The sequence below is a fragment of the Paraburkholderia sp. RHO2 genome (assembly GCF_050955445.1).
Classification (GTDB): Bacteria; Actinomycetota; Actinomycetes; order Mycobacteriales; family Mycobacteriaceae; genus Prescottella; species Prescottella agglutinans_A.
Genome location: NZ_CP162617.1, coordinates 1,671,263 through 1,696,788, shown reverse-complemented (window position 1 = coordinate 1,696,788; position 25,526 = coordinate 1,671,263). Strand labels below are relative to the sequence as shown.

At 70.0% G+C, this 25,526-nt stretch carries 18 protein-coding genes; 14 read left to right on the top strand and 4 right to left on the bottom strand.

The genetic code is table 11. The annotated features are described in order from the left end of the window. Window positions 1–4: 4 nt before the first annotated feature. The 4 genes from ABTV10_RS07895 to ABTV10_RS07880 all read left to right on the top strand — a co-directional run bounded on the left by ABTV10_RS07895 (window position 5) and on the right by ABTV10_RS07880 (window position 3,171). A complete protein-coding gene (locus tag ABTV10_RS07895) occupies window positions 5–403 on the top strand; it encodes a DUF6153 family protein (protein ID WP_499033761.1) in 399 nt (132 codons plus the stop codon). Window positions 404–484: 81 nt separating this feature from the next. Further along, window positions 485–1,210 carry a DUF305 domain-containing protein gene (locus ABTV10_RS07890; protein WP_499033759.1) on the top strand — a complete coding sequence of 242 codons (726 nt, stop codon included), beginning with the start codon at window positions 485–487 and terminating at the stop codon, window positions 1,208–1,210. Between the two features lie 216 nt (window positions 1,211–1,426). Next, window positions 1,427–2,398 (top strand): ABC transporter ATP-binding protein, encoded by a 972-nt coding sequence (locus tag ABTV10_RS07885; protein ID WP_499033757.1) that lies wholly within the window; start codon window positions 1,427–1,429, stop codon window positions 2,396–2,398. Beyond that, window positions 2,395–3,171, top strand: coding sequence for an ABC transporter permease (locus tag ABTV10_RS07880; protein ID WP_433611378.1), 777 nt, complete (start codon window positions 2,395–2,397; stop codon window positions 3,169–3,171). Before ABTV10_RS07885 ends, ABTV10_RS07880 begins: the two co-directional genes overlap by 4 nt. Window positions 3,172–3,183: 12 nt before the next feature. Here ABTV10_RS07880 and ABTV10_RS07875 read toward each other — a convergent pair whose 3' ends face one another. Next, complete coding sequence (locus ABTV10_RS07875) at window positions 3,184–4,056, bottom strand: DUF1707 SHOCT-like domain-containing protein (protein ID WP_499033755.1); 873 nt, start codon at window positions 4,054–4,056, stop codon at window positions 3,184–3,186. A gap of 2 nt (window positions 4,057–4,058) precedes the next feature. Continuing rightward, on the bottom strand, window positions 4,059–4,913 hold the full coding sequence (locus ABTV10_RS07870; protein WP_499033753.1) for a DUF1707 SHOCT-like domain-containing protein: 855 nt from the start codon (window positions 4,911–4,913) through the stop codon (window positions 4,059–4,061). 83 nt (window positions 4,914–4,996) lie between these two features. On the opposite strand from ABTV10_RS07870, the gene ABTV10_RS07865 reads away from it, so the two are divergent. The 3 genes from ABTV10_RS07865 to ABTV10_RS07855 all read left to right on the top strand — a co-directional run bounded on the left by ABTV10_RS07865 (window position 4,997) and on the right by ABTV10_RS07855 (window position 14,267). After that, window positions 4,997–8,854, top strand: coding sequence for an ABC transporter ATP-binding protein (locus ABTV10_RS07865; RefSeq protein WP_499033752.1), 3,858 nt, complete (start codon window positions 4,997–4,999; stop codon window positions 8,852–8,854). Between the two features lie 58 nt (window positions 8,855–8,912). Next, entirely contained in the window at window positions 8,913–12,707 is a 3,795-nt protein-coding gene (locus ABTV10_RS07860) for a multifunctional oxoglutarate decarboxylase/oxoglutarate dehydrogenase thiamine pyrophosphate-binding subunit/dihydrolipoyllysine-residue succinyltransferase subunit (RefSeq protein WP_499033750.1), read from the top strand. Window positions 12,708–12,860: 153 nt separating this feature from the next. Further along, window positions 12,861–14,267: a selenium-binding protein SBP56-related protein gene (locus tag ABTV10_RS07855; RefSeq protein ID WP_499033747.1), complete on the top strand. Its 1,407-nt coding sequence runs from the start codon at window positions 12,861–12,863 to the stop codon at window positions 14,265–14,267. 21 nt (window positions 14,268–14,288) lie between these two features. On the opposite strand, the gene ABTV10_RS07850 is transcribed toward ABTV10_RS07855, so the two are convergent. Further along, window positions 14,289–14,897 (bottom strand): TetR/AcrR family transcriptional regulator, encoded by a 609-nt coding sequence (locus ABTV10_RS07850; protein ID WP_499033745.1) that lies wholly within the window; start codon window positions 14,895–14,897, stop codon window positions 14,289–14,291. A 72-nt stretch (window positions 14,898–14,969) separates the two neighbouring features. On the opposite strand from ABTV10_RS07850, the gene ABTV10_RS07845 reads away from it, so the two are divergent. From ABTV10_RS07845 to ABTV10_RS07830, 4 genes are all read left to right on the top strand, one after another. Continuing rightward, the gene (locus tag ABTV10_RS07845; RefSeq protein WP_499033744.1) at window positions 14,970–16,553 is read left to right on the top strand and encodes a flavin-containing monooxygenase; all 1,584 of its coding nucleotides are present in this window, start codon (window positions 14,970–14,972) and stop codon (window positions 16,551–16,553) included. Further along, entirely contained in the window at window positions 16,550–17,380 is an 831-nt protein-coding gene (locus ABTV10_RS07840; RefSeq protein ID WP_499033742.1) for an SDR family NAD(P)-dependent oxidoreductase, read from the top strand. Before ABTV10_RS07845 ends, ABTV10_RS07840 begins: the two co-directional genes overlap by 4 nt. An 89-nt stretch (window positions 17,381–17,469) precedes the next feature. Continuing rightward, the gene (locus tag ABTV10_RS07835) at window positions 17,470–19,326 is read left to right on the top strand and encodes an HSP90 family protein (protein ID WP_499033741.1); all 1,857 of its coding nucleotides are present in this window, start codon (window positions 17,470–17,472) and stop codon (window positions 19,324–19,326) included. Beyond that, window positions 19,316–21,664, top strand: a complete 2,349-nt coding sequence (locus tag ABTV10_RS07830) for an ATP-binding protein (RefSeq protein ID WP_499033739.1) — start codon at window positions 19,316–19,318, stop codon at window positions 21,662–21,664. The genes ABTV10_RS07835 and ABTV10_RS07830 overlap by 11 nt, the downstream gene beginning before the upstream one ends. A gap of 28 nt (window positions 21,665–21,692) precedes the next feature. Here ABTV10_RS07830 and ABTV10_RS07825 read toward each other — a convergent pair whose 3' ends face one another. Further along, window positions 21,693–22,547 carry an ABC transporter substrate-binding protein gene (locus tag ABTV10_RS07825; protein WP_499033738.1) on the bottom strand — a complete coding sequence of 285 codons (855 nt, stop codon included), beginning with the start codon at window positions 22,545–22,547 and terminating at the stop codon, window positions 21,693–21,695. 212 nt (window positions 22,548–22,759) lie between these two features. Here ABTV10_RS07825 and ABTV10_RS07820 point away from each other — a divergent pair, with 212 nt between their 5' ends. From ABTV10_RS07820 to ABTV10_RS07810, 3 genes are read left to right on the top strand one after another with little or no spacing between them, the layout of a single operon-like run. Continuing rightward, a complete protein-coding gene (locus tag ABTV10_RS07820; RefSeq protein ID WP_499033737.1) occupies window positions 22,760–23,722 on the top strand; it encodes an ABC transporter substrate-binding protein in 963 nt (320 codons plus the stop codon). After that, complete coding sequence (locus tag ABTV10_RS07815; protein ID WP_499033735.1) at window positions 23,719–24,840, top strand: ABC transporter ATP-binding protein; 1,122 nt, start codon at window positions 23,719–23,721, stop codon at window positions 24,838–24,840. The genes ABTV10_RS07820 and ABTV10_RS07815 overlap by 4 nt, the downstream gene beginning before the upstream one ends. 4 nt (window positions 24,841–24,844) lie before the next feature. After that, a complete protein-coding gene (locus tag ABTV10_RS07810) occupies window positions 24,845–25,525 on the top strand; it encodes an ABC transporter permease (protein WP_499033732.1) in 681 nt (226 codons plus the stop codon). Window position 25,526: the final 1 nt, after the last annotated feature.

The following is a 25,526-nucleotide window of genomic DNA, read 5'->3' as shown; positions in this document are numbered from 1 at the left end:
ATCCATGGCCGGGCAGGTTCGAGCGTCGATCATCCGCGTCGCGGCCCTGTGCGCTCTCGCGTTCGGTGTCCTGGCCATGCACCACGTGACCACCGCACCCCTCGCCCCGAGCGCCGCCGTCGGCCACCACGGATCGGAACACGCGACCGGCGCTTCGGAATCACCGATGGACCCGGCTCCGGCGCCCGACCACCCCAGCGACCACCTCGGCTTCCACGTGTGCCTGGCCGTGCTGCTGGCCGCGACGCTCACCCTCGCGGTGTGGCTGCTGTTGCGGACCGCCCGGGCTCGGCACGTGCGGATCCATCGCGCGTCCGGTCCCGCACGGCGCGCCGGACGCGCGCCCCCTTTCGTCCCGACGACCTCTGCCTTCCTGTCGTCTCTGTGCATCCTGCGGGTGTGACAGGGCCACTGCGGCGCGGCGCACCGCCGTTCCGGCCGCAGTCCGGTTCCTCGATCGATCACCCAGAAGAAAGCACAGGTCATGAACAGCAAGCGAATGCTCGTCAGCATCGGCGCCGCCGCAGCGGCCGTCACCCTCGTCGTCGGCTGCTCGAACAACGAGTCCGGCGACAACACGTCCAACGGCACCACCGCCACGACGTCGGCGAGCGCGTCCGGCACCGCTGAACAGGGCGGCGCGCACAACGAGGCGGACGTGGCGTACGTCCAGATGATGATCCCGCACCACGAGCAGGCGGTCGAGATGGCCGAACTCGTTCCGAGCCGCAGCAGCAACCCGGACGTCGTTGCGCTCGCCGCGCAGATCGAACAGGCCCAGGCACCCGAGATCGAGCAGATGGAAGGGTGGCTGAAGGCGTGGGGAGAGCCGGCGCCGAGCAACGTCCCGATGCCGGGCAACGGTGAGACCACCGCGGGCGGCATGGATCACGGCGGCATGGGCCACGGCAGCGCCATGCCCAGCATGCCGATGACCAGCATGCCCGGGATGTCGGGGATGCCCGGGATGGAGGGCGGCGGCCACGGCATGATGACCGGCGACCAGATGCAGGCCCTCGAGAGCGCGAAGGGACCCGAGTTCGATCGCATGTGGCTCGAGATGATGATCGAACACCACCGGGGCGCGGTCGCCAGTTCGGAGCAGATCCTGAACACCGGTGAGAGCGAACAGGTGCGGCAGTTGGCGCAGCAGATCGTGTCGAGCCAGCAGGCCGAGATCGCTCAGATGGAGACCCTGCTGAACAAGTAGACCGGACGGGTTGCGCACCCGACGACGCCGCCGTGGCGCCGCACCGGGTGCGCAGCCCGAACCGACCGGTCCCCCAGGTACTCTCACTCGACTGACAATCCAGGGGGATCAGTGACTTCAGGCATGCCACCGGCACCGTTCGTGGGCGCACCGCCGGGACCACCCGCCGCCATCCAGGCGCACGGGCTGTCGAAACAGTTCAAATCGGTTCAGGCCGTGTCGAATCTGAGTTTCGCGGTTCCGCAGGGTTCGGTCACCGGGTTCCTGGGCCCCAACGGGTCCGGGAAGACGACGACACTGCGGATGCTGCTCGGTCTCGTCCAGCCCACCGCGGGCAGTTCGACGGTGCTCGGGGTTCCGTTCGCCGCGATCACCGAGCCGGCCCGTGCGGTCGGCGCGGTGCTCGATTCCCGTGGGCTTCACCCGAAACGGACGGCGCTCGACCACCTCCGGGTGTACGCGTCGGCCATCGGCGTGCCGGACGACCGGGCACGCCAGGTGCTGCACCTCGTGGGACTGTCCGAGGTCGCGGACCGCAAGGCCGGCGCGTTCTCGCTCGGCATGCGGCAACGCCTGATCCTCGCGACGGCGCTGCTCGGGGATCCGCAGGTCCTCGTGCTCGACGAGCCGTCCAACGGGCTCGATCCCGAGGGCATAGCGTGGCTGCGCGAGTTCCTCGTCGGCTTCGCCAGATCGGGTCGCACCGTGTTGATCTCGAGCCACATACTCCGCGAAGTGGAGCAGATGATCGATCATCTCGTGGTCGTCAGCCGCGGCGTCCTCGTCCATCAGGGGTCGATGGAGCAACTCCGAGCGAGCCGGCGTGCCCGGCTCCTCGTGGCCTGCTCCGACCCGGCCCGCCTGGCCACCGCACTCGCCTCCACCGGCGTCACCGACGTCCAGCACCTCCCGGACGGCCGAATCGGCGTCGCCGGATCCGATCCGGCCACCGTCGGCCGGATCGCCGCGGACTCCGACATCACCGTCTTCGGTGCCACCGCCGAGACGGTCGACCTCGAGCAGGTGTTCCTGGCGATGACGTCGGGACAGTTCGCAGCGCCCACTGCTGCCACACCCGGAAACTACGGTCCGCCGCCGGGGTACGGGCCCCCGCCCGGCTACGGCCCACCCCCCGGCTACGGGCCCCCGCCCGGCCACGGCCCCGGACCGAATGGAGTTGGACAGTGACGACCAATCTGCTGCTCTCCGAGCTCCGCAAGGTCACCACCTTGAAGTTCTGGTGGGCGCTCGGGCTCGCGCCGCTTCTGGTCGGCCTGTTCTCCGGTGCGATCACCCTGCCGCTCATCTCCGGGATCGCCGACGAGGTGGACGACGACGGAGTGAAGACCGCCGTCGGGGCCATCGGACTCCTGGTCGCGCTCGCGCTCGTGTTCGTGTTCTCGGCGCTGTTCGGCGCCGTCAACGCCGGCACCGAGTTCCGGCACAACACGATCACGACCACACTCCTCACCACGCGCGGCCGCGACCGCGTCGTGGCCGCCAAGCTCGCGGTCAGCGCCCTCTTCGGAATCCTGTACTGCCTCGCCATCGAACTCGTCAGCATCCCGGTCCTGTTCCTCGCCGGGTCGGGCGACGTGCGATTCGACGGGACAATGACGGCCGTCCTCGCGGTCGGACTGATCGCCTCGATGCTCTGGGCACTGATCGGTGCCGGCCTGGCACTGCTGACCGCCTCGACGATCGCGAGCACCGTCACCATCGTCGTCTGGTACGTGATGGGCGAGGGAATCGTCCGGGCCGTCCTGGCCGGCCTCGACCTCGATGCCGTCGGCCAGTGGCTTCCCGGTTCGGTCACCGTGAGCGCGTTCATCGGCATCGTCGACGACAGTGCGCTCACGTCCGAACCCGACACGGCGGTGTCGCTGCTGTGCCTGGCGCTGTGGGCGGCGGTCGCGTGCGGCCTGGGATGGTGGGCCACCCGCACCCGCGACATCACCTGAGCGGGTCCGCGCTCACTGGTCCGATCGGTGGATGCGTCGGATCACCCCGTCGAACCCGACACTGAGGTAGCCCCTGGTGCCCTGCTCGTCGTTCGTCAGGTTCATCTCGACGATCGGCCCGCTCGCCCCGACGATCACGTGCGCCGAGGTCGGGTTCTCGACGCGGAGGGTCTGGTCCGCTCCGGAGAACAGCCCGATCACGCGCGGCAGGTTCTGCCGAAGCGGAGCGAGATCGTTGGGGATCGCGTCACTGCTGCGCGACGACGTTCCCTGCTCGGTGAGTTCTCCGGCACCGGAGACGAGTCGGTAGCCGAAGCTCTGGTCCTGACCGGGCTTGCCGGGGATGGGTCGTTCGATCTCGGCGCGATCGGGATAGATGGTGATGCGGTCGACGACCAGGTCGCCGAACTCGCGCTGGATGTCGTCGAGCATCTGCCCGAAGCCCGCGACCGTGAACAGCGCATTGCGGTCCGAGGACTCGGGCGACGCCCAGGTCGTTCCCGAGTCGGGGGCCTTGCCCACGAGCGTCACCAACAGCAGCCCGCCGACGAGCGCCGCCCCGGCCAGGACCACGGCGCGGCGTCGTGGCGTGAGCCTCGCCGACGTCGCAGCCGTGGACGCCGGCGGTGCGGGCTGTGGGTCCGGGGATGGGGTGAACCGCGTCCTCCCGACCACCTCGTCGGTGAGCTGCAGGTCACCGACGAGCCGGTCGAGTTCGTCGAGGGTCGCCGCGGTGGTGGCGGATTCGACGCGCGCACGGTGTTCGTCGGGGCTCAATTGCCCGGTCCCGTAGGCGGCGTCGAGGAGGGCGCGGGCGTCGCCCCGGTCGATGTCGCGCGCGCGTAGCGGCACGGTCGTGCCGCGGCGGCGGCGGTTGGTCGCCACAATCAGCCCTGCTTTGCAGTCTGGACTTCGACGATCTCGCCGCCGAATGTCGCCGTCACGCTCCCCCTGGACTCGTCGTTGTCGACGACGTACACGGTGACGCGCGGCTGGCCGTCGTAGGCGCGGATCGCGACAAGATCGATCTTCCCGCTGGGCCGCTGCACCAGCTCGCGCGCGTTGGCGATGACGGCGCCGATGCGGTCGGCGTCGAGCTGAGTGAGGTCGACCGTCTGCTGATCCCGATCCCGGACACTGGGTAGGTTGGTCCACTGCTCGAACCCGCCGCTGAACCGCCACCGCAGGTAGCGGTGCGGTTGGTTGGGGACCATCCGTACGACGATGGCGTCGTCGCGGTACAGATCGACGTCGTCGGCGATCGTGTCGTGGAACTGCACCTCGAACAATCGCACGAACTCGCGGATGCCGTCGGCGGTGTGCAGGTCGATCGACTCGACCGCGATCGGGTCCGGCTCACCGGCCGGCGCAGGCTGGGCAGCGGTCGATCCCGACGCGCCGGTCGACCGGTCACCACCGGCACTGCTCCACAGCAGGTAGCCGACGATGCCGCACACCACCGCCGCAGCGATCACCGCGGCCAGGACCAGGCCGCGGCGGTGCCACTGTCCGGTCTCGTCGGCGGGCGGCTCCGGCGACTCGCGGAGGTGGTCGGCGATCTGCAGATCCTCGGTGAGCGCCCACAGATCGCCGAGCGTCTGCGCGCGCATCGCCGCCGCGGTGCGCGCCTCGTAATCGTCGACGCCGAGCTGACCGTCGCCGTACGCGGCGTCGAGCAGGCTGCAGGCGTGCGCGCGGTCGATGTCCCGCGCCCGGGTCTTGGGTGATCTTGGATCGGGCACGCGCTGATCTTAGGAAACGCCCTGTGACACCGACAGCATCGAGGCCGAAGGGGTGTCCGAACCACGGACTACCGTTGATCGCGATGGCTACACAAGACGTGACAGGGGTGGCGGACGGTCACCGGGGCTGGATACGCCGACTCGGCGCCGAGTGCTGGAACCACCGCCGGACGGCTGTCGGCGCGCTCACCGTGACGGTGATCGCCGCGGTTATCGACATCGTGTTCCCGCTGCTGACGAAGGTCGCACTGGATGCCGCGTCAGCCGGCGAATCCACCGCCACGAGTGTCATCACGATGATCGCGGCGCTCATCGCGGTCCTCGCGTGCGTCCGTTTCGCGTGCCAGTACGGACGTCGCATGCTGGCCGGTCGGCTCTCGCTGGACGTCCAGCACGACCTGCGGCTCGGGCTGCTCGGCGCGCTGCAACGCCTCGACGGCCGCGGCCAGGACCAGATCCGGACGGGCCAGGTGGTGTCCCGCTCGATCACCGACCTGCAACTGGTGCAGGGCCTGCTCGCGATGGTCCCGATGTCGGCGGGCGTGGTGCTGCAGTTCGCGCTCGCGCTGGTGATCATGGCGTGGCTGTCGCCGCTCCTGACGGTGGTGGCCCTCGTCGTGGTGCCCGCCGTCGCGCTCGTCGTCTACCTGGTGCGGCCGACGCTGTTCGCCGCCACGTGGTCGGCGCAGCAGCGCGCCGCCGACCTCGCCCAGCACGTCGAGGAGACCGTCACCGGCGTCCGCGTGGTCAAGGGGTTCGGGCAGGAATCCCGTGCGGTCGACCAGCTCGAAGGCCTCGGCCGCACCCTCTACGCGGAGCGGATGCGCGCGGCGCGGGTCAACGCCCGGTTCGCACCGTCGATGGCGGCCCTCCCCCAGCTCGGCCTGGTCGGCGTCGTCGCGCTCGGCGGCTGGCTCGCCCTGCACGGGTCGATCACCGTCGGCACCTTCCTGGCCTTCGCCGCCTACGTCGCGACGATGACCGCGGCCACCCGGACGCTGTCGCAGGTCGTGATCATGGCCCAGCTGTCGCGCGCGGCCGTCGAGCGCGTCTACGAGGTGATCGACACCGAGCCCGACGTCTCCGATCCGCCGCACCCGGTCGATCTGCCCGACGGCCCGCTCGGTGTGCAGCTGCGCGACGTCGTCTTCGGCTTCGAGGACGGCCGTGACGTCCTCACCGGGCTCGACCTGTCCATCGCGCCGGGCGAGTCCGTGGCGGTGGTGGGGCCGGCGGGCTCCGGCAAGACCGCGCTCTCGCTGCTGCTGCCCCGTTTCTACACGCCCGGCTCCGGGACCGTGTCACTCACGAGCGAGGGACGCAGCCTCGACGTCTCCGAGCTGCGCGCCGAGCAGCTGCGCGAGGCGGTGGGCCTCGTCTTCGACGAGCCGTTCCTGTTCTCGGACACGATCGCCGCGAACATCGCGCTCGGGCGCCCCGACGCCAGCGCCGAGGAGATTCGGATCGCCGCGAAACTCGCGCAGGCCGACGAGTTCATCTCCGCCCTGTCCGACGGCTACGACACTGTCGTCGGCGAACGGGGGCTCACGCTGTCGGGCGGTCAGCGTCAACGTGTCGCGCTGGCCCGCGCGCTGCTGGTCGATCCGCGGGTGCTGATCCTCGACGATGCGACATCGGCGGTGGACGCGGGCACCGAGGCCACGATCTTCGACGCGCTGGGAGACGGTCGCCACCGTACGACGCTGATCCTCGCCCACCGCCGCTCCACGCTCACCCTCGCCGACCGCGTCGCGGTCCTTGACGGCGGCCGGATCGTCGACATCGGCACCGCCGACGAACTCGACGAGCGGTGCCCGCTGTTCCGGACGCTGTTGTCGGCCCCGGATCCGCTGGATGCCGCGCAGAGCGGACCCGACGGCGAGGCGGCCGACGGATCCGGGGCGCTGGTCGCGGAGCCGACCGAGGCAGAGCTGTGGCCGGAGATGGAGGTCGACTCCGACGCCGGCGCCGCCGGCCGGGCCGGAGGACCCGCCGGCGCGAGTGGGCACGGTGGGGGCGGCCATGGCGGCGGCGGGCACATGGCGGGCGCCCTCGGCGGGGTGGCCGCGACCCCGGAACTGAAGCGGGCGGTCGATGCGCTGCCGCCGGCGGACGAGGATCCGCGCACCGACACCGCCCGGTTGCGCCGCGACGACTCCGAGTTCCGGCTCGGCCGGCTGCTGCACCCGGTGCGCTGGCTACTCGCCGGTGTCGTGGTGTGTCTGGCCCTGGACTCGCTGATCGGCATCACGTTCCCGTCGATCGTGCGGTACGCGATCGATCACGGTGTGGTCCCGGGTGACTACGGCCCGCTGTGGGCGGCCACCGCGGTCGGCACCACGCTGGCCCTCGTCGGCTGGCTCGTGGTGGCAGTCCTGACGGTGATCACCGCGCGCGCCGGCGAGCGGGTGCTGTTCGGGCTGCGCGTGCGCAGCTACGCGCACCTGCAGCGGCTCGGCCTGGACTACTACGAGCGCGAGCTGTCCGGCCGGATCATGACGCGGATGACCACGGACGTCGACGCGCTGTCGTCGTTCATCCAGACGGGACTGTCGACGGCGGTCGTCGCGCTGCTCACCCTCGTGGGGATCGCCGTGGCGTTGCTCGTGACCGACGTGACGCTGGCACTGGTCGCACTCGCCGCGCTGCTCCCACTGACTGTCGCGACCCTGGTGTTCCGGCGCGTGTCCGGCGCCGCCTACAGCGTGTCGCGCGAGCGGATCTCGCTGGTCAACGCCGAATTCCAGGAGAACATCGCGGGCCTGCGGGCGGCCCAGGCGTACCGCCGCGAGGAGTTCGCGGCGCGACGGTTCGCCGACCGCGCCGACAGCTACCGCCGCAGCCGGATGCGGTCGCAGCGCGCGATCTCGGTGTACTTCCCGTTCATCACGCTGCTGTCCGACCTGGCGCTCGCGGCCGTCGTGTTCGTCGGCGCGCAGCGCGTCGCGGACGGTTCGGCCACCGCCGGCACGCTGGTCGCGTTCGTGCTCTACCTGGGTCTGCTGTTCGGCCCGATCCAGCAGCTGTCGCAGGTGTTCGACGGCTACCAGCAGGCCGACGTCGGCCTGCGCCGGATCGCGGACCTGCTCGCGACACCGAGCTCGATCGAGACCGCCGACCCGGGCGACACGGTCCCCATCGAGGGTCACCTGCGCGGCGAAGTCGCCTTCTCGGATGTCAGCTTCCGCTACCAGGGCGCCGAATCCGACGCCCTCAGCGACATCGACCTGCGCATCCCGGCCGGCACGACGGTGGCACTCGTCGGCCGCACCGGTGCCGGCAAGTCGACGGTCGTCAAACTCCTCGCCCGCTTCTACGACCCGACGTCCGGCGCGGTCCGGGTCGACGACGAGGATCTGCGGCGCTATCCGCTGCACGCCTACCGCGGACGCCTCGGCGTCGTCCCGCAGGAGGCGCACCTGTTCACCGGCACCGTCGCGAGCAACATCGCCTACGGGCGACCGGACGCGACCCGCGAGCAGATCGAGGACGCGGCGCGGTCGGTCGGCGCGCTCCCGACAATCGCAGCACTGTCCGGGGGCATGAATCAGCCGATCGGAGAGCGTGGGCAGGGGCTGTCCGCGGGGCAGCGCCAGCTGATCGCGCTCGCCCGCGCCGAGATGGTCGATCCGGATCTGCTGTTGCTCGACGAGGCGACCGCGACCCTCGATCCGGCGACCGAGCGACTGGTCCTCGAATCGAACCGAATGGTCACTCGAAAGCGCACGTCGGTGGTGGTCGCGCACCGTCTCGCGACCGCCGCGAGGTCCGATCTCGTCGTGGTCGTGGATCGGGGTCGTATCGTGGAAACCGGTGCTCACGACACCCTTCGACGCGCGGGTGGACATTACGCGCGACTCTGTGATGCAGCGGAGAGTGAACAGGGGAATAATTCGTCGGCGAGAACCGTCATCGATGGAGACCCCATCGCAACAATGTGAGCCAGCCGACACGCGCCGGACCGGATGCCCGAGCTCGACGCGCGGAGGCTAGCCTCATGTGTATAGGCGCTCTGATCGGGTACCGAAGAAAGAAACGAGGCGAACACCTGCCGTGAGCAGCAGCTCTACTTCCCAGTTCGGACAGAACCAGTGGTTGGTTGACGAGATGTACCAACGCTTCCAGGATGATCCCTCATCCGTGGACGCAAGTTGGCACGAGTTTCTGACGGATTACTCGCCCGATGCGGCGAACGCAACCGGGAACGGCGAGGCGCTCGGCGCCGGTGATGTCGCCACGAAGGCCGCGAACGGTGCCGCGGTTCCGGCGCCTGCCGCAGCGCCCGCGTCCGCGCCCGCCCCGGCGCCCAAGGCGGCGACCCCGCCGCCGGCTCCGGCCGCCCCGCCCGTGCCCAAGCCGGTTGCCGCCCCGAAGCCTGCTGCTGCTCCCAAGGCGGAAGCCGCCGAGGCCCCCACCCAGGACACCAACCAGGTCCTGCGCGGCGCGGCTGCCACGGTGGCCCGCAACATGTCGGCCTCGCTCACGATCCCGACAGCCACCAGCGTTCGCGCCGTTCCGGCGAAGTTGATGTTCGACAACCGCATCGTCATCAACAACCACCTCGCCCGTACCCGTGGCGGCAAGGTCTCGTTCACCCACATCCTCGGTTACGCGATCGTGCAGGCGGTCAAGGCGTTCCCGAACATGAACCGCCATTTCGCCGAGATCGACGGCAAGCCGAACGTCGTCACCCCGGCGAACACCAACCTCGGCCTGGCGATCGACCTGCCGGGCAAGAACGGCAGCCGTTCGCTGGTCGTCGCCGCGATCAAGGGCACGGAGTCGATGAACTTCGTGCAGTTCTACGGCGCCTACGAGGACATCGTCCGTCGTGCGCGTGACGGCAAGCTCACCGCCGAGGACTTCGCCGGTGTCACGATCTCGCTGACCAACCCCGGCGGCATCGGCACCGTGCACTCCGTGCCGCGCCTGATGCAGGGCCAGGGCGCCATCATCGGCGCCGGTGCGATGGAGTACCCGGCCGAGTTCCAGGGCGCGAGCGACGAGCGCATCGCGGAGATGGGCGTCGGCAAGCTGATGACCCTGACCTCCACCTACGATCACCGGATCATCCAGGGCGCCGAGTCCGGCGACTTCCTGCGCACGATCCACAACCTGCTGATCAGCGACGAGTTCTACGACGAGATCTTCCATTCGCTGCACATTCCTTACGAGCCGGTCCGCTGGCGCAAGGACGTGCCGGAGGGCGCCGTCGACAAGAGCACCCGCGTGCTCGAGATGATCGCGGCGTACCGCAACCGTGGCCACCTGATGGCCGACACGGATCCGCTGCAGTTCGTCAAGGACAAGTTCCGCAGCCACCCCGACCTCGACGTCACGAGCCACGGCCTGACGCTGTGGGACCTCGACCGCGAATTCAACGTCGGCGGCTTCCACGGCCAGTCCCGGATGAAGCTGCGCGACGTCCTGTCGATCCTGCGCGACGCGTACTGCCGCCACATCGGCGTCGAGTACACGCACATCCTCGAGCCCGAGCAGCAGGCATGGCTGCAGGAGCGCGTCGAGGCGAAGCACGTCAAGCCGACCGTCGCTCAGCAGAAGTACATTCTGAGCAAGCTCAACGCCGCGGAGGCGTTCGAGACGTTCCTGCAGACCAAGTACGTCGGGCAGAAGCGCTTCTCGCTCGAGGGTGCCGAGTCCGTCATCCCGATGATGGACGCGATCATCGACCAGGCCGCCGAGCACAGCCTCGACGAGGTCGTCATCGGTATGCCGCACCGCGGTCGCCTCAACGTGCTGGCGAACATCGTCGGCAAGCCGTACTCGAAGATCTTCACCGAGTTCGAGGGCAACATGAACCCGGCGGCCGCGCACGGCTCCGGCGACGTGAAGTACCACCTGGGCGCCGAGGGCACCTACATCCAGATGTTCGGCGAGAACGACATCAAGGTGTCGCTGACCGCGAACCCGTCGCACCTCGAGGCGGTCGACCCGGTCCTCGAGGGCCTGGTCCGCGCGAAGCAGGACCTGCTGGACAAGGGCCAGGACGGCTTCACCGTCATGCCGCTGATGCTGCACGGTGACGCGGCGTTCGCCGGCCAGGGTGTCGTGGCCGAGACCCTGAACCTGGCACTGCTGCGCGGCTACCGCACCGGCGGCACCGTGCACGTGGTCGTCAACAACCAGGTCGGCTTCACCACCGCGCCGGAGCACTCGCGTTCGTCCGAGTACTGCACCGACGTCGCGAAGATGATCGGCGCCCCGATCTTCCACGTCAACGGCGACGACCCCGAGGCCTGTGTCTGGGTCGCGCAGCTGGCCGTCGACTTCCGTGAGAAGTTCGGCAAGGACGTCGTGATCGACCTGATCTGCTACCGCCGTCGCGGCCACAACGAGGGCGACGACCCGTCGATGACGCAGCCGGCGATGTACGACCTGATCGACACCAAGCGCAGCGTCCGCAAGAGCTACACCGAGGCCCTGATCGGTCGCGGCGACATCTCGATGAAGGAAGCCGAAGACGCCCTGCGTGACTACCAGGGCCAGCTGGAGCGGGTGTTCAACGAGGTCCGCGAGCTCGAGAAGTTCAAGCCGGAACCGTCGGAGTCGGTCGAGCTGGACCAGACCCCGCCGGCCCGCCTCACCACGGCGGTCGACGCGGCCACGCTCGCCCGCATCGGCGACGCGTTCGTCAACGTCCCCGAGGGCTTCACGGTGCACCCGCGCGTCAAGCCGGTCATCGAGAAGCGTCACGAGATGTCCCGCGAGGGCAAGATCGACTGGGCGTTCGCCGAGCTGCTCGCGTTCGGTTCGCTGGTCGAGCAGGGCGCCCTGGTGCGCCTGGCCGGTCAGGACTCGCGGCGCGGCACGTTCACGCAGCGGCACTCGGTGCTCATCGACCGCAAGAACGGCGACGAGTACAACCCGATCGCGCAGATCGCCGCGAACGCGGACAACGGCGGCAAGTTCATGGTGTACGACTCGGCGCTCACCGAGTTCGCGGGCCTGGGCTTCGAGTACGGCTACTCGGTCGGCAACCCCGACGCGCTGGTGCTGTGGGAGGCGCAGTTCGGCGACTTCGTCAACGGCGCCCAGACCATCATCGACGAGTTCATCAGCTCCGGTGAGGCCAAGTGGGGCCAGCTGTCCGACGTCGTGCTGCTGCTGCCGCACGGCCACGAGGGCCAGGGCCCGGACCACACGTCGGGCCGCATCGAGCGGTTCCTGCAGCTGTGCGCCGAGGGCTCGATGACGGTCGCGATGCCGTCGACCCCGGCCAGCTACTTCCACCTGCTTCGTCGTCACCACCTGGACGGCATCCGCCGCCCGCTCGTGGTGTTCACGCCGAAGTCGATGCTGCGCAACAAGGCCGCGGTCAGCAACCTCGAGGACTTCACCACCGGCAAGTTCCGCTCGGTGTTCGAGGAGCCGTCGTACGAGACGCAGGGCGGCGACCGCGACAAGGTCAAGCGGGTGCTGCTGACGTCCGGCAAGCTCTACTGGGAGCTACTGGCGAAGAAGCAGAAGGAGAACCGCGACGACGTCGCGATCGTCCGAATCGAGCAGCTGTACCCGATCCCGCGTCGCCGCATCGCCGAGACGCTGGACCGCTACCCGAACGTCAGCGAGTTCTTCTGGGTGCAGGAGGAGCCGGCGAACCAGGGTGCGTGGCCGTTCCTCGGCCTGGCCCTGCCGGAGCTGCTGCCCGAGAAGCTCGCAGGCATCAAGCGCGTCTCGCGTCGCGCGATGTCGGCGCCGTCGTCGGGCTCGAGCAAGGTTCACGCCGTCGAGCAGCAGGAGATCATCGACGCGGCGTTCACGCCCACGAAGTGATCCGCCTGATCGGCTGAGACACGACGACCGGCCCGCCCACTCTCCACGAGTGGGCGGGCCGGTCCGTTTCCGGGGGCGAGACGGTTCCGCAGGGCCGCCGGGTTCCAATATTCTGGGAACAGGGTCTCACCGTCTCGACGAAGGGGGCTGAAGATGAGTCAGCCAACCACGGACCCGACCTTCTATCGAACGGCCGCGGACGCGGCGGCCGCGCCACCGGAACGGCTGGCCTACGTGGCCGCGTTCGATCGCGCCGCGGACAAACCCGACGCGATGAGCGTGATCGACGTGGATCCCGGCTCGGACACCTACGGCCGGGTGGTGGGCTGGACCGAGATCCCGGGGCGGGGCAACGAGCTGCACCATTTCGGCTGGAACGCGTGCAGCAGCGCGTTGAAGCACGAGGGCCACGATATGGCGGGTCTGGCCCGCCGGTATCTGATCGTGCCGGGCCTGCGCTCGTCCAATCTGTCCGTGCTCGACACCGGGCCCGATCCGCGTCAGCCCACCGTGACCCGGGTCGTGGACGCCGCCGATCTCGCCGCCAAGGCCGGCTACTCCCGGCCGCATACCCTGCACTGTGGGCCGGACGGGGTGTTCATGACCTGCCTCGGAGGTGCGAATGGATCGGAGGGCCCGGGTGGGATAGCCCTGCTCGACCACGACACGTTCGACGTGCTCCGGCAGTGGGAGACCGACCGGGGGCCGCAGTACTTCGCGTACGACGCCTGGTGGCATCTGAACCAGAACACGCTGATCAGCAGCGAGTGGGGCACCCCGTCGATGATCGAGGACGGGTTGGTGCCCGAGAAGCTGCTGGCGAACGAGTACGGCCACGCGATCCACTTCTGGAACCTCGCCACGGGCGAGCACCGGCAGCGCGTGGACCTCGGCGCGCAGTACCAGATGCCGCTCGAACTTCGCCCGTCGCACGACCCGGAGGCCACGTGGGGGTTCGTCGGCGTGGTCATCTCGACCGAGGACCTGTCGGCCTCGGTGTGGCGCTGGCACCGCGACGACGGCACGTGGGCGGTGGACAAGGTGATCACCATCCCGGCCGAGCCCGCTGACCCGGACCTGCTGCCGCCCGCGCTGAAGCCGTTCGGGGCGGTGCCGCCGCTGGTCACCGACATCGACCTGTCGGTCGACGACGAGTTCCTCTACGTCTCGTGTTGGGGCACCGGCGAACTCAAGCAATTCGATGTGCGCAACCCCGCCCATCCGAAGGAGACCGGGTCCGTCCGGCTCGGGGGGATCGTCGGCCGGGTGGCGCATCCGGCGGAGCCGAGCCGGCCGCTGTCCGGAGGCACGCAGATGGTCGAGATCAGCCGGGACGGCAAGCGGGTGTACGTCACCAACTCCCTGTACGGCGCGTGGGACGACCAGTTCTACCCGGACGGGGTCGGCGCCTGGATGGCATTGGTGCACACCGATTCTCGCGGCGGGATGACCATCGACGACCGCCTCTTCCCGCACGACGGCGACTTCCGGGGCCTGCGGGCGCACCAGGTTCGCCTCCAGGGCGGCGATGCCTCGTCCGATTCGTACTGTTACCGGTAGCGGTCGGTGACGACCACCGCGCTACTGCAGCAGCGCGGCGGCCGCCTCCGCGCTCAGTGCGACTGCGGGCAGCGCGGTGACGAGCATGTCGATCAGCTCGTCCCGGCTGATCTCCGGGCTGCGCAGCCACGTGATGGTGGCCTCCTCGACGAATGCGATCCAGCCCCGCACGGACAGGCCCATTCGGGCGTCGGGTTCGATCCCCAGGTTCGGGAGCTGGTCGATCACGCGCCGGGCCATCTCGGTTCGGGTCTCCTCGAACACCTGCCGCATGGTGGGGTCGCCGCTGGCGGTCCCCCGCAGCAGCGAGACGTAGGTGTCGCGGTTGTCGGAGACGTAGTCGACGTACGACGCCATTGCGTCGCGCAGGATCTCGATCGGTGCGAGATCCGGGTTCGGCGCTGTGCGGGCGAGCATGTCGGCGCTCGTGTGGCGCACGATCGCGACGTGAAAGTCGTGCTTGGACGCGAAGTAGTGGAACAGCAGCCCGCGGGACACGCCGGCCTCGTCGGCGATGTCCTCGACCGAGATCTGTTCCAGCGGCCGTTCGGCGAGCATCCGCACGCCCAACTCGATCAGCTGCGCCCGCCTCTCCTCGGGACTGAGCCTGGTGCGTTTGACGACATCCATGAGCACCCACCTTACTGAATCGCAGTCAATTAGCTATTGACCGACGATCAACAACGTCCTACGCTCCCTTACATGAGTCTTCCAGTCACAGATACTTCCGCCCGGGTCGCGACCCCGCGCCAGGTCGACACACTGATCATCGGCAGCGGCTTCGCGGGCCTCGGCGCTGCTATCAAGCTGGTTCAGGAGGGCAAGCACAACTTCGTCGTGCTCGAGCGCGGCAACGACGTGGGTGGCACCTGGCGAGACAACACGTACCCGGGCGCGGCATGCGACGTCCCCTCGCACCTGTACTCGTACTCGTTCGCGCTCAATCCCGAATGGACGCGGTCGTTTTCGCCGCAGCCCGAGATCCAGAGCTACATCTCGGCGGTGGCGCGCAAGTACAACGTGCTCGACAAGCACGTCTTCGGCTGCGAGGTGGAGTCGGCCCGCTGGAACGGCGACGCCGCACGCTGGGAGGTGCAGACGTCGAAGGGCGAGTTCGTCGCGAAGGTCGTCGTGGCCGCCGTGGGCGCGCTGTGCGAGCCGTCCCTGCCCGATATCGCCGGCATCGAGGGGTTCGAGGGCGAGATCTTCCACTCCGCGCAGTGGAACCACGACGCCGATCTGGACGGCAAGCGGATCGCGGTGATCGGCACCGGCGCGTCGGCCATCCAGATCGTGCCGCAGCTCGCGACGAAGGCCGCCCAGCTCGACGTGTACCAGCGCACCGCGCCGTGGATCCTGCCGCGCGCCGACCGCGAGTACACCAAGGCCGAGCATCTCGCGTTCAAGTACATCCCCGGCTTCCAGAAGCTGTGCCGCGCCGGCATCTACTGGATGCGCGAGACGCAGGTGGTCGGTCTCGCAAAGGCCCCGATCTTCATGAAGCCGTTGCAGTTCACCGCCTCGCGGCACCTGCGCCGCCAGATCAAGGATCGGGAGCTGCGGCGCAAGGTCACCCCGAACTTCCAGATCGGCTGCAAGCGCATGCTGATCTCCAACAACTACTACCCTGCACTCGCACGGCCCAACGTCGACGTCGTCACCGACGGCATCGCGGAGGTCCGCGAGCACTCGATCGTCGACCGCAGCGGCACCGAACGTGAGGTCGACGCGATCGTCGTCGCGACCGGCTTCCACGTCACCGACTCCCCCACGTTCGCAGGCATCTTCGGCAAGGACGGGCGCTCGCTCGCGCAGACCTTCGACGACGGCGGCCAGCAGGGCTACAAGGGGTCCGCGATCGCGAACTTCCCGAACATGTTCTTCCTGGTGGGTCCGAACACCGGCCTCGGCCACAGCTCGATGGTGTTCATGATCGAGTCGCAGCTCAACTACGTCGTCGACGCGATCAAGGTGATCGAGCGCTACGACATCGGCACCATCGAAGTTCGCCAGGACGCCCAGGACGCCTACAACCGCGACCTGCAGGCCAAGCTGGCGAAGAGCGTGTGGAACAACGGCGGTTGCGCCAGTTGGTACCTCGACAAGCACGGCAACAACACGACGCTGTGGCCCGGCTTCACGTTCGAGTTCCGCAACATGACCAGGCAGTTCGACCTCGGGGCCTACCGCAGCGTGACGACCGACGATCTGCCGACCACGACGATTGCGGACCCCATCGACACCGAACTGACCGATCTCGACGACGACAAGGTGGCGGCACAGTGAGCGAGTTCGCGGGGAAGGTCTGCGTCATCACCGGCGCAGGCTCCGGAATCGGCCGGGCACTGGCCCTGAACCTGGCAGGGCAGGGTGCGAAACTCGCACTCTCCGATATGGATTCGACCGGACTGGCCGAGACGGTCCGCCAGGTCGAGGCGCTGGGCGCCGACGTGAAGTCCGACCACCTCGACGTCACGCAACGCGAGGCGGTGCTCGCGTACGCCGACGCGGTGGTCGCGCACTTCGGCACGGTGCACCAGGTCTACAACAACGCCGGCATCGCCTTCCACGGCGAGGTGGAGCGCTCCGAGTTCAAGGACATCGAGCGGATCATGGACGTCGACTTCTGGGGTGTCGTCAACGGCACCAAGGCGTTCCTGCCGCACGTGATCGCGTCCGGCGACGGGCACATCGTGAACGTCTCGAGCCTGTTCGGCCTGCTGTCCATCCCGGGTCAGAGCGCCTACAACGCCGCGAAGTTCGCGGTGCGTGGGTTCACCGAGTCGCTGCGCCAGGAGATGCTCATCGCGAAGCACCCGGTGAAGGTCACGTGTGTGCACCCGGGCGGCATCAAGACCGCGATCGCACGCAACGCCACGATGCCCGACGGCGACGACCAGGCGACGTTCGCGCAGTTCTTCGACAAGCACCTCGCGCGCACGACGCCCGAGGACGCGGCGAAGACGATCGTGAACGGCGTGCGAAAGGGCAAGCCGCGCGTGCTGATCGGCGCGGACGCGAAGTTCCTCGACGCATGGGTGCGCATCGTCGGCCCGACCTATCAGCGCGTGGTCGCGGCGGTCACGTCCCGGGTCCTGCCCACGTCGAGCTGAGGGGTGCGGGCGAGCCGTCCCGCCACCCGGACCCGCGGAGCACTCGATGTGGCCGAAATGTCGGACTCTGTCGATAAGCTCTGCCCCCGATGACAACAAGAGCCGACGGCAACAGCCGTCCATTCCAGGTACACCTCGGTGGGATCATCGAGCTGCTCAGCGCGAGCATCTACACCGGGCCGCACGTCTTCCTCCGGGAACTCCTGCAGAACGGATGCGACGCGATCGCGGCCCGTCGGGAGCGTGAACCCGGCCACGTCGGCACCATCCGGGTCCTGCCCGCCGACGGAGCCGGGTCCGTGTTCGCGGTCGAGGACGACGGGGTCGGGCTGACCGCGGCCGAGGTGGGCGAGCTGCTCGCGACGGTCGGCCGCAGTTCCAAGCGGGACATCCTCGATCTGCCCCGCACCGACCGCCTCGGCCAGTTCGGGATCGGCCTGCTCAGCTGCTTCATGGTGAGCGACGAGATCCGGGTCCGGTCCCGCTCTGCCACCGGCGCGCCCGCCGTCGAGTGGGTCGGTCGCACCGACGGCACGTTCACGGTCACCGAGCTCGCCGACGAGCTGCCGGTCGGCACCCGCGTCGAGCTGTTCCCCCGCCATGACGCCACCGGGCTCGTCTCCCCCGTCGGGGCGCGCGAGCTGGCCGACCGGTTCGGCCGGCACCTGCCGGTGCGGGTGACGGTGGCCGGAGAGACGGTGACCCGGCCGGCGCCGTTCCTCGAGAACAGCGCGGTCCCGTCGCCGGAGTTGCGCGAGCTGGGCCGAGAAATCGTCGGCGCCGAGCCGTTCGCGACCATTCCGCTGCACGTGCCGTCGACCGGCACCCGGGGCACGGCCTTCGTACTGCCGTTCCAGCTCTCCCCCGGCCAGCGGCAGTCGAGCCGGGTCTATCTGGGCGGAATGCTCCTGTCCGAGCGCATGGACGACCTCCTGCCGGACTGGGCGTTCTTCGTGCGGGCGGTCGTGGACACCACCGGGCTCCATCCGACCGCCTCCCGGGAGGCCCTGATCGAGGACGGGGCGCTCGAGTCGACACGCGCCGAGCTGGGGTCGGCGGTGCGCCGCTGGGTCATCGGGCTGGCCGCGACGGCGCCGCACCGGTTGGCCGCGTTCCTGGCCGTGCACCACCTCGCCTTGCGGGCGCTCGTCGTCCACGACGACGAGCTGGCCCGGTTCATCGTCCCCCACCTGCCGATCGAGACCACCGAGGGGCCGACGACCTTCGGCGAGGCCGCCCGGCGCGGCACCGTTCGGTACACCCGAACGGTCGACGAGTTCCGGCAGCTGGCCGGCATCGCCCGCCCCGGCGCCCCGATCGTCAACGGCGGGTACGTCTACGACGCGGAGATCGCGGGCCGGCTGCCGGAGTTCGTGCCCGGCGCCGAGGTCGAGATCGTCACCGTTGCCGACGAGATCGACCACCTGGACGTGCCGCCGCTGGCGGACCGGGCCGCCTCGCGCCGGCTGCAGGAGCGCGCCGACGCCGCCCTGGCCGACCTCGACTGCGCGACGGCGGTGCGGGCGTTCGAGCCGGACGACGTTCCCGCGCTGTACGTCGCGGACGAGGCGGTACTTCGCAGCCTGCGCCGTGAGCAGGCGAGCGAGAGCGGCGGGTTCTGGGCCGATGTCCTCGGTCGGGTGAGCGAGGCGGAGGCCGAGAGTGTGGACACCGCCGGCCGACTCGCCCTGAACTGGCGGAACCGGCTGGTGCGCACCCTGACCACTGTCGACGACGAGGCCGTGCTGTCGCGGGCGGTGCGGATCCTCTACGTCCAGGCACTGCTCGCCGGTCACCGGCCGCTGCGGACAGCCGACCGCGCGGCCCTGACCGACGCCATGACGGACATCGTCCACCTGTCCGTCGGCCTGGCTGCACCCGTCACCACCACCGATCCGGGACCGCACTGTCCCTCCACCACCGATAAGGACGACCATGCCGAGTGACACCACCGTCGACGCGTTGATCAGCGAGATCGACGCGACACCGTACGGACCGGCCGAACGCGAGCTCATCGAACGGGCGATCACCCTCGCCGAGGAGACCGGCAACGAGGCTGCCGCCTACGCGGTGCGGATGCGACTGGTCCAGTCCGCCTCCATGACGGGCGACACGGACACCTTGCTCACCGCGTTCGCGTGGTGCGTCGGGCGGAACGCCGCCGACCCGGCCACGTTCCCTACCCAGGTCGACGAGCACGACCTGCTGTGGTTCCACAAGTGGATCGCCGACGCGCTCGCGTCGAACCCGATGTTCCCGCGTTCGACGATCGACGAGTCGATCGACCGGATGGAGACCGCCTACCGGCAGGCCGGCGTCGGCCTGTCGGGCGTGGTGCAGACCCGGTTCTCGCAGGCATTCGACGCGGGGCAGAACGAGGAGGCCGCCCGTCACCTCGAGGAGCTGGGCCGGACCCCGCGCGACGCGTACAGCCACTGCGAGGCGTGCGTGCGTTCCGAGGAAGCCCGATTCCGGTTTGCCACAGGGGACCTGGAGGCCGGGCTCGGCCTCGTCCAGGAGATGCTGGACCAGGGTCTGGGGTGCGCCGAGGAACCGGAACGGGCGATGGCCCACACGCTGCTACCGCTGCTCCGGGTCGGTCGTCTCGAGGACGCCGAGCGGATGCACGTGCGGGGTTACCGGCTCGCTCGCGGGAACGCCGCCGAACTCGACATGATCGGGCTGCACCTGGTCTTCCTGTCCGTCACGGGCAACGAACAACGCGCCCTCGAGATGCTCGAGCGGCACATCGGCTGGCTGGCGCACGACACCCTCAACGCGATTGCGCACCTCGAGGCGCTCACCGCGTTCGCGGTGACGTGCACGGCGGCCGGTGCGGTCGGGCTCGGCCACGAGCACGTCCGCGGGGCCGACGCCGCGCCCCTGCGCAAGTTCCTGGGTGCGCACGACGGCCCGTGGACGGTCGACGAACTGGCGCAGGCATGTTGGCGCGCCGCCGAGGATCTCGCGGCCCGCTTCGACGAGCGCAACGGCACCGCGTACCGTAGCGAAAAGTTGTCCGCCGCACGGGCTCTCGCCGGACAGCGCTGGGACCTGCCGATCGGTACCGCGCACACCGTGTCCGTCTCGCCACCGGCTGCCGTGGACCCGGCCGCGGCCGCGGCCTTCGTCGACGAGGTGGCCGGCTCGCGCCCTGCGGAGGAGCGGGTCGACACCATCCTGGATTCCGAGGGCGGCGACGCGGCGCTGGCCTGGATCGAGTCCGAGCTGACCGCCGAGGTCGCGCCCGGTCGCCGCGCGGTGCTCTTGCGGATGCGGGCCCAGCTGCTGGCCGGCGGCGGGCAGTTCGAGGAGGCATTGACCGCCGTCGACGGCGCGCTCGACCTGGCGGTGACCCACGCGGCGCGGTCCGTGACCGCCCCGCTCGCGGCCCTCAGTGCCCAGATCTGCGACGACCTCGGCCGACTGGACGACGCGGCCGGCCGCCTGCGGCTGGCGACACGGGAGGCCGAGCTGGCCGGCACCGAGTCCGTCGGCCACCGCTACCGGCTCGGCGTCACGCTCGTGCGGGCCGGGCACCCGGACGAGGCCGTCGACGAGCTCACCACGGTCGCCGAGACCGAGGAGGCCCAGGGCACAGAGGCCGGCTCCCGTGCTCTGACCATGCTGTGGCTCGGCTATGCGAGGCGCGACGCGGGCGAGCCGGGTGCTGCCGTCGCGGCGTGGGCCGAGGGCCAGGAGCTGGCCCAGGCAGGCTCGGATTTCGCGGTGGCCGCGCGGATCGGCAAGGAACTCGGGCTGCTGATGATGCAGTTCGACGACGAGGACGCCGTGGAGGTTCTCGACGCCGCGGTCGAGGACGCCCGGCAGCTCACCGATCAGCCCGACGCACTGGCCGACCTTCTGCACGCACGCGGACGCGCCCGCTGCCAGTTCGGCGACGAGGACGGACTCGAGGATCTGCGGGCGGCGGCCGAACACGCCGACCCGTGGACCCGCGCGGACATCGAGGACTCGACGGCGCGGGCGCTGTCCCAGCTGGGCCGGTTCGACGAGGCGGTGCGGACGGGGCTCGCCGCGTCCGACGCGTACGCCGCGGCCGAGGACGTCGTCGGTTCCGGCAGCGCCCTCATCGTCGTCGCGCAGGCGTTGCTGACAGCCGAGCGCCATGAGGAAGCTCTGGCCGTGCTCGCCGACGCCGCCCCGCGGGTGACCGAGGCGCCGCGCCTCGCGGTCCGGGTCGCGCTGATGGAGGGCGACGCCCTCGAGGCCCTGGGCCGACACGACGCCGCCGCGGCAGCGCGGGCACGGGTCGACGGCTGAGGGAGCCGTCGTCGACCGACGCGGGCCGTCAGAGGTGGTCGGCGAGCCAGTCGGCGGCGGCGTCGGCCGACGTGATCTCGCCACCGCGGATCCGGACCACCATGTCCGTCAGATCCGCGGTGGTGAGCTGCAGGACGACGCTCAGTCCCTTGACGTCGTCGGCGCGCAGCACACCGCTGCGCTGCAGCGGCACCACGTTCTGCGCGGTGAACGCCTCCTCGTCGTCGGCCAGCACCACCAGTTCGTCCTGCGCGATGTCGGGCGACGCGGCGGTGGCGCCGCCGATCGGCGACGCGCCGACGCCCAGTTCGCGGGCCACGTCGGTGGCGCCGCCCACCGGCACCACGGACCCGAACGTGCACCCGTACGCCGACTGGAGGTGCTCCAGTGCGCGCGGGTCCTCACGGAACGCGTCGGACGCGTACAACGTCAGGCCCGCGCACCCGGGGGCGATGTCGTCGATCGAGTGTCCGCCGAGGCGATCGGCCTGCGGCGCGGACAGCACGAGTGCCGACCGGTCGTCCGCGGGAGCGTAGTCGGACACCGTAAGGCCCTCCGGCAGCGACTTGTTGAGCGCCTCGAACACGTCCTCGGCGTCGGTGACGTCGGCGTCCGGGTCGAACCAGTGCAGCAGCCGCCCGGTGTAGTCCGGCACCAGCGCCACCCGGTTCGCGTCGAGGGCGGCGATCCGGTCGGCGCGGTCACCCAGCCCCAGCACCAGTTCGGCGCGGCGCCCGCCCGCCTCGAGCGCGCCGGCGTAGAGCCGCGCGACGAGTTCGCTCTCGATCGTGTCCGACGCACCGACGACGACCGGTTCGGGTGCTCCCGGGCCGCTGACGCTGCTGCTCGTGTCGACGCCGCACGCGGCGACGATCGCGAGCACGGGAACGATCGTTAGCGCCGCGAGCCTGCCGGCCTGCCCATTCCTGTTCGGTGACACCGTGTCCCTCTCCGCTCGTCGACCGTGCGTTCGCCGCTCCTATCGTTACACTGACGGCGCGCACCATCACGAGCGGTCGAGAGATCCGGCTTGTCACCCTGCGGCGGCTGTCCGCGTCGGGTGGGCCGCTACGCCGGACCCGATGGAAGGACGACATGAACGGTTCCCGAATCCGCCTGCGTCACCGCTTCTTCCGGGGCGCTGTGGCGATCACTGCCGTGTCCCTGACGATGCTCACCGCGTGTGGGGGCAACGACCCGCTCGACAGCGGCGGTGGCGGCAGCGTCGATGCGAACACGATCGTGGTGGGCTCGGCGAACTTCCCGGAGTCCACGACCATCGGCTACATCTACGCCGAGGTGCTGCGGGCCAACGGCTTCGACGTCGACACGAAGATGAACATCGGGACCCGCGAGGCGTACGTCCCGGCGCTGCGCGACGGTTCGCTCACGGTGATCCCCGACTACACCGGCAATCTGCTGCAGTACCTGGATCCGTCGTCGACGGCGACCAGCTCCGCCGACATCGACGCCGCCCTCCCGGCCGCACTCGCGCCCGATCTCACGACGACGACCCCGGCACCCGCCGAGGACAAGGACGCGGTCGTCGTGACCCGCGAGACCGCCGAGAAGTGGAATCTGACGTCCATCGCGGACCTGGCGCCGCACTCCGCGGAGGTGAAGTTCGCGGCGCCGGCCGAGTTCCAGGAACGGCCCGTCGGGCTGCCCGGGCTGCGGGAGAACTACGGTCTCGACATCAGCGCCGCCAACTTCGTGCCGATCGGTGACGGCGGTGGCCCGGCCACGGTGAAGGCGCTGACGTCGGGCCAGGTGACCGCCGCGAACATCTTCACGACCTCGCCCGCGATCGAGGCGAACGATCTGGTGGTGCTGGCCGATCCGGCGAACAACTTCCCCGCCCAGAACGTGGTGCCGCTGCTGCGGGCGAACGCGAAGACCGAGCAGTTGACACGTGTCCTGGATGCGATCTCCGCCAAGCTGACCACGGCGGAACTGGTGGCCCTCAACGACGCCGTGTCGGGCGACAGCAAGACCGAGCCGCAGGCGGCGGCGCAGCAGTGGGTGGCGCGGCAGGGACTGGACGCCCCGATCTCGTGATCACGTTCTCGGGTGTCACCAAACGCTTTCCGGACGGCACGGTCGCCGTCGACGGCCTGGATCTGAAGGTCGAGGCGGGCTCGTTCACGGTGTTCGTCGGACCGTCCGGCTGCGGGAAGACGACGTCGATGCGAATGATCAACCGTATGGTGGCGCCCACCGCGGGCACGGTCGGCGTGGACGGCCGGGACGTGGCCACCGTGGACGCCGTCGAACTGCGGCGCGGCATCGGGTACGTCATCCAGAGCGCGGGGCTGCTGCCGCACCGCACGGTGGTCGACAACGTCGCGACCGTACCGGTCCTGCGCGGTGAGTCGCGGCGGGCGGCGCGGCGGCGCGCACTCGAGGTGCTCGAACGGGTGGGGCTCGATCCGGCACTGGCGGGCCGCTACCCGGCGCAGCTGTCGGGCGGTCAGCAGCAGCGGGTGGGCGTGGCCCGGGCGCTGGCCGCCGACCCGCCGATCCTGTTGATGGACGAGCCGTTCAGCGCGGTCGACCCGGTCGTCCGGGCCGATCTGCAGGCCGAGATGCGACGCCTGCAGTCCGAGCTGCGCAAGACGATCGTGTTCGTCACCCACGACATCGACGAGGCGGTGCGGCTGGGCGACCGGCTCGCGGTCTTCGGACCGCACGGCCGGTTCCAGCAGTACGACACCCCGCAGACCGTGCTCACCTCCCCCGCAACCGATTTCGTCGCCGATTTCGTGGGCCGCGACCGCGGCTACCGGGGGCTGTCGTTCCGCAGCGCGGACGGCGTGCCGCTGCACGAGATCCGCCGCATCCGCGAATCGGCCGTCACCACAACGATTCTCGAGTCCGGTGTGTGGGCGCTGATCGTCGCCGACGACGGTCGTCCCCGAGGGTGGATCGACGCGGCCGGCATCGACGCCGCCCGTGCCGGCCGCGCGCTCGCGGACGCCTCCGCCGCCGGTGGTTCGCTGTTCACCCTCGGCACGGATCTGCGGCAGGCCCTCGACGCGGCCATCTCGTCGCCGTCGGGCATCGGGGTCGCGGTCGACGCCGACGGCGTCGTGGTGGGCGGCATCGACGCCGGCGAGGTGGTGGCGGCACTCGACGCGCAGCGGCGCGCGGAGGACCGCGTCCGGAACGGACGGTGAGCCCGTGCGCTGGCTGATCGACAACTTCCCGCGCGTGCTCGACCTGACGCGCGAGCACCTGCAGTTGGCGTTGCTGCCGCTGCTGCTGGGCCTGGTGATCGCGGTGCCCCTGGGCACCGCGGTGCGCCGGATGGGCTGGCTGCGCCGGATCACCGTCGTGGCGGCGAGCATCGCGTTCACGATTCCGTCACTGGCGCTGTTCGTCACCGTGCCCAGCCTGTTCGGGCTGAGTGTTCTCGATCCCGCCAACGTCGTGATCGCGTTGACCGTCTACTCGACCGCCCTGCTGGTGCGCGCCGTCCCGGAGGCCCTCGACGCGGTACCGGACGACGTCGTCGACGCCTCGACCGCAATGGGATTCACCCCGGTGCGGCGCGCGCTCACCGTCGAACTGCCGCTCGCGTTGCCGGTGCTCGTCGCGAACGTCCGCGTCGTCGCGGTCACCAACATCTCGCTCGTGTCGGTCGGCGCGCTCATCGGCGTCGGCGGGCTGGGCGAGTTGTTCACCGAGGGCTACCAGCGCGACTACCCGGACCAGATCGTCGCGGGCATCATCGCGATCGTCGCGCTGGCGCTCGCATTCGACGCCGGGCTGTACGTGGCGGGCCGGCTGCTCACGCCGTGGGAGCGGCCCGGCGCCCGGACGCGCCGCGCCACGGTCGACATGTCGGAGGGGCCGGCCTGAC

What these genes read in the sequence shown, in the direction of transcription:
- ABTV10_RS07895 (WP_499033761.1), top strand. Translation starts at nt 5, where the DNA reads ATGGCCGGGCAGGTTCGAGCGTCGATCATCCGCGTCGCGGCCCTGTGC.
- ABTV10_RS07890 (WP_499033759.1), top strand. Translation starts at nt 485, where the DNA reads ATGAACAGCAAGCGAATGCTCGTCAGCATCGGCGCCGCCGCAGCGGCC.
- ABTV10_RS07865 (WP_499033752.1), top strand. Translation starts at nt 4,997, where the DNA reads ATGGCTACACAAGACGTGACAGGGGTGGCGGACGGTCACCGGGGCTGG.
- ABTV10_RS07855 (WP_499033747.1), top strand. Translation starts at nt 12,861, where the DNA reads ATGAGTCAGCCAACCACGGACCCGACCTTCTATCGAACGGCCGCGGAC.
- ABTV10_RS07850 (WP_499033745.1), bottom strand. Translation starts at nt 14,897, where the DNA reads ATGGATGTCGTCAAACGCACCAGGCTCAGTCCCGAGGAGAGGCGGGCG.
- ABTV10_RS07845 (WP_499033744.1), top strand. Translation starts at nt 14,970, where the DNA reads ATGAGTCTTCCAGTCACAGATACTTCCGCCCGGGTCGCGACCCCGCGC.
- ABTV10_RS07835 (WP_499033741.1), top strand. Translation starts at nt 17,470, where the DNA reads ATGACAACAAGAGCCGACGGCAACAGCCGTCCATTCCAGGTACACCTC.
- ABTV10_RS07830 (WP_499033739.1), top strand. Translation starts at nt 19,316, where the DNA reads ATGCCGAGTGACACCACCGTCGACGCGTTGATCAGCGAGATCGACGCG.
- ABTV10_RS07820 (WP_499033737.1), top strand. Translation starts at nt 22,760, where the DNA reads ATGAACGGTTCCCGAATCCGCCTGCGTCACCGCTTCTTCCGGGGCGCT.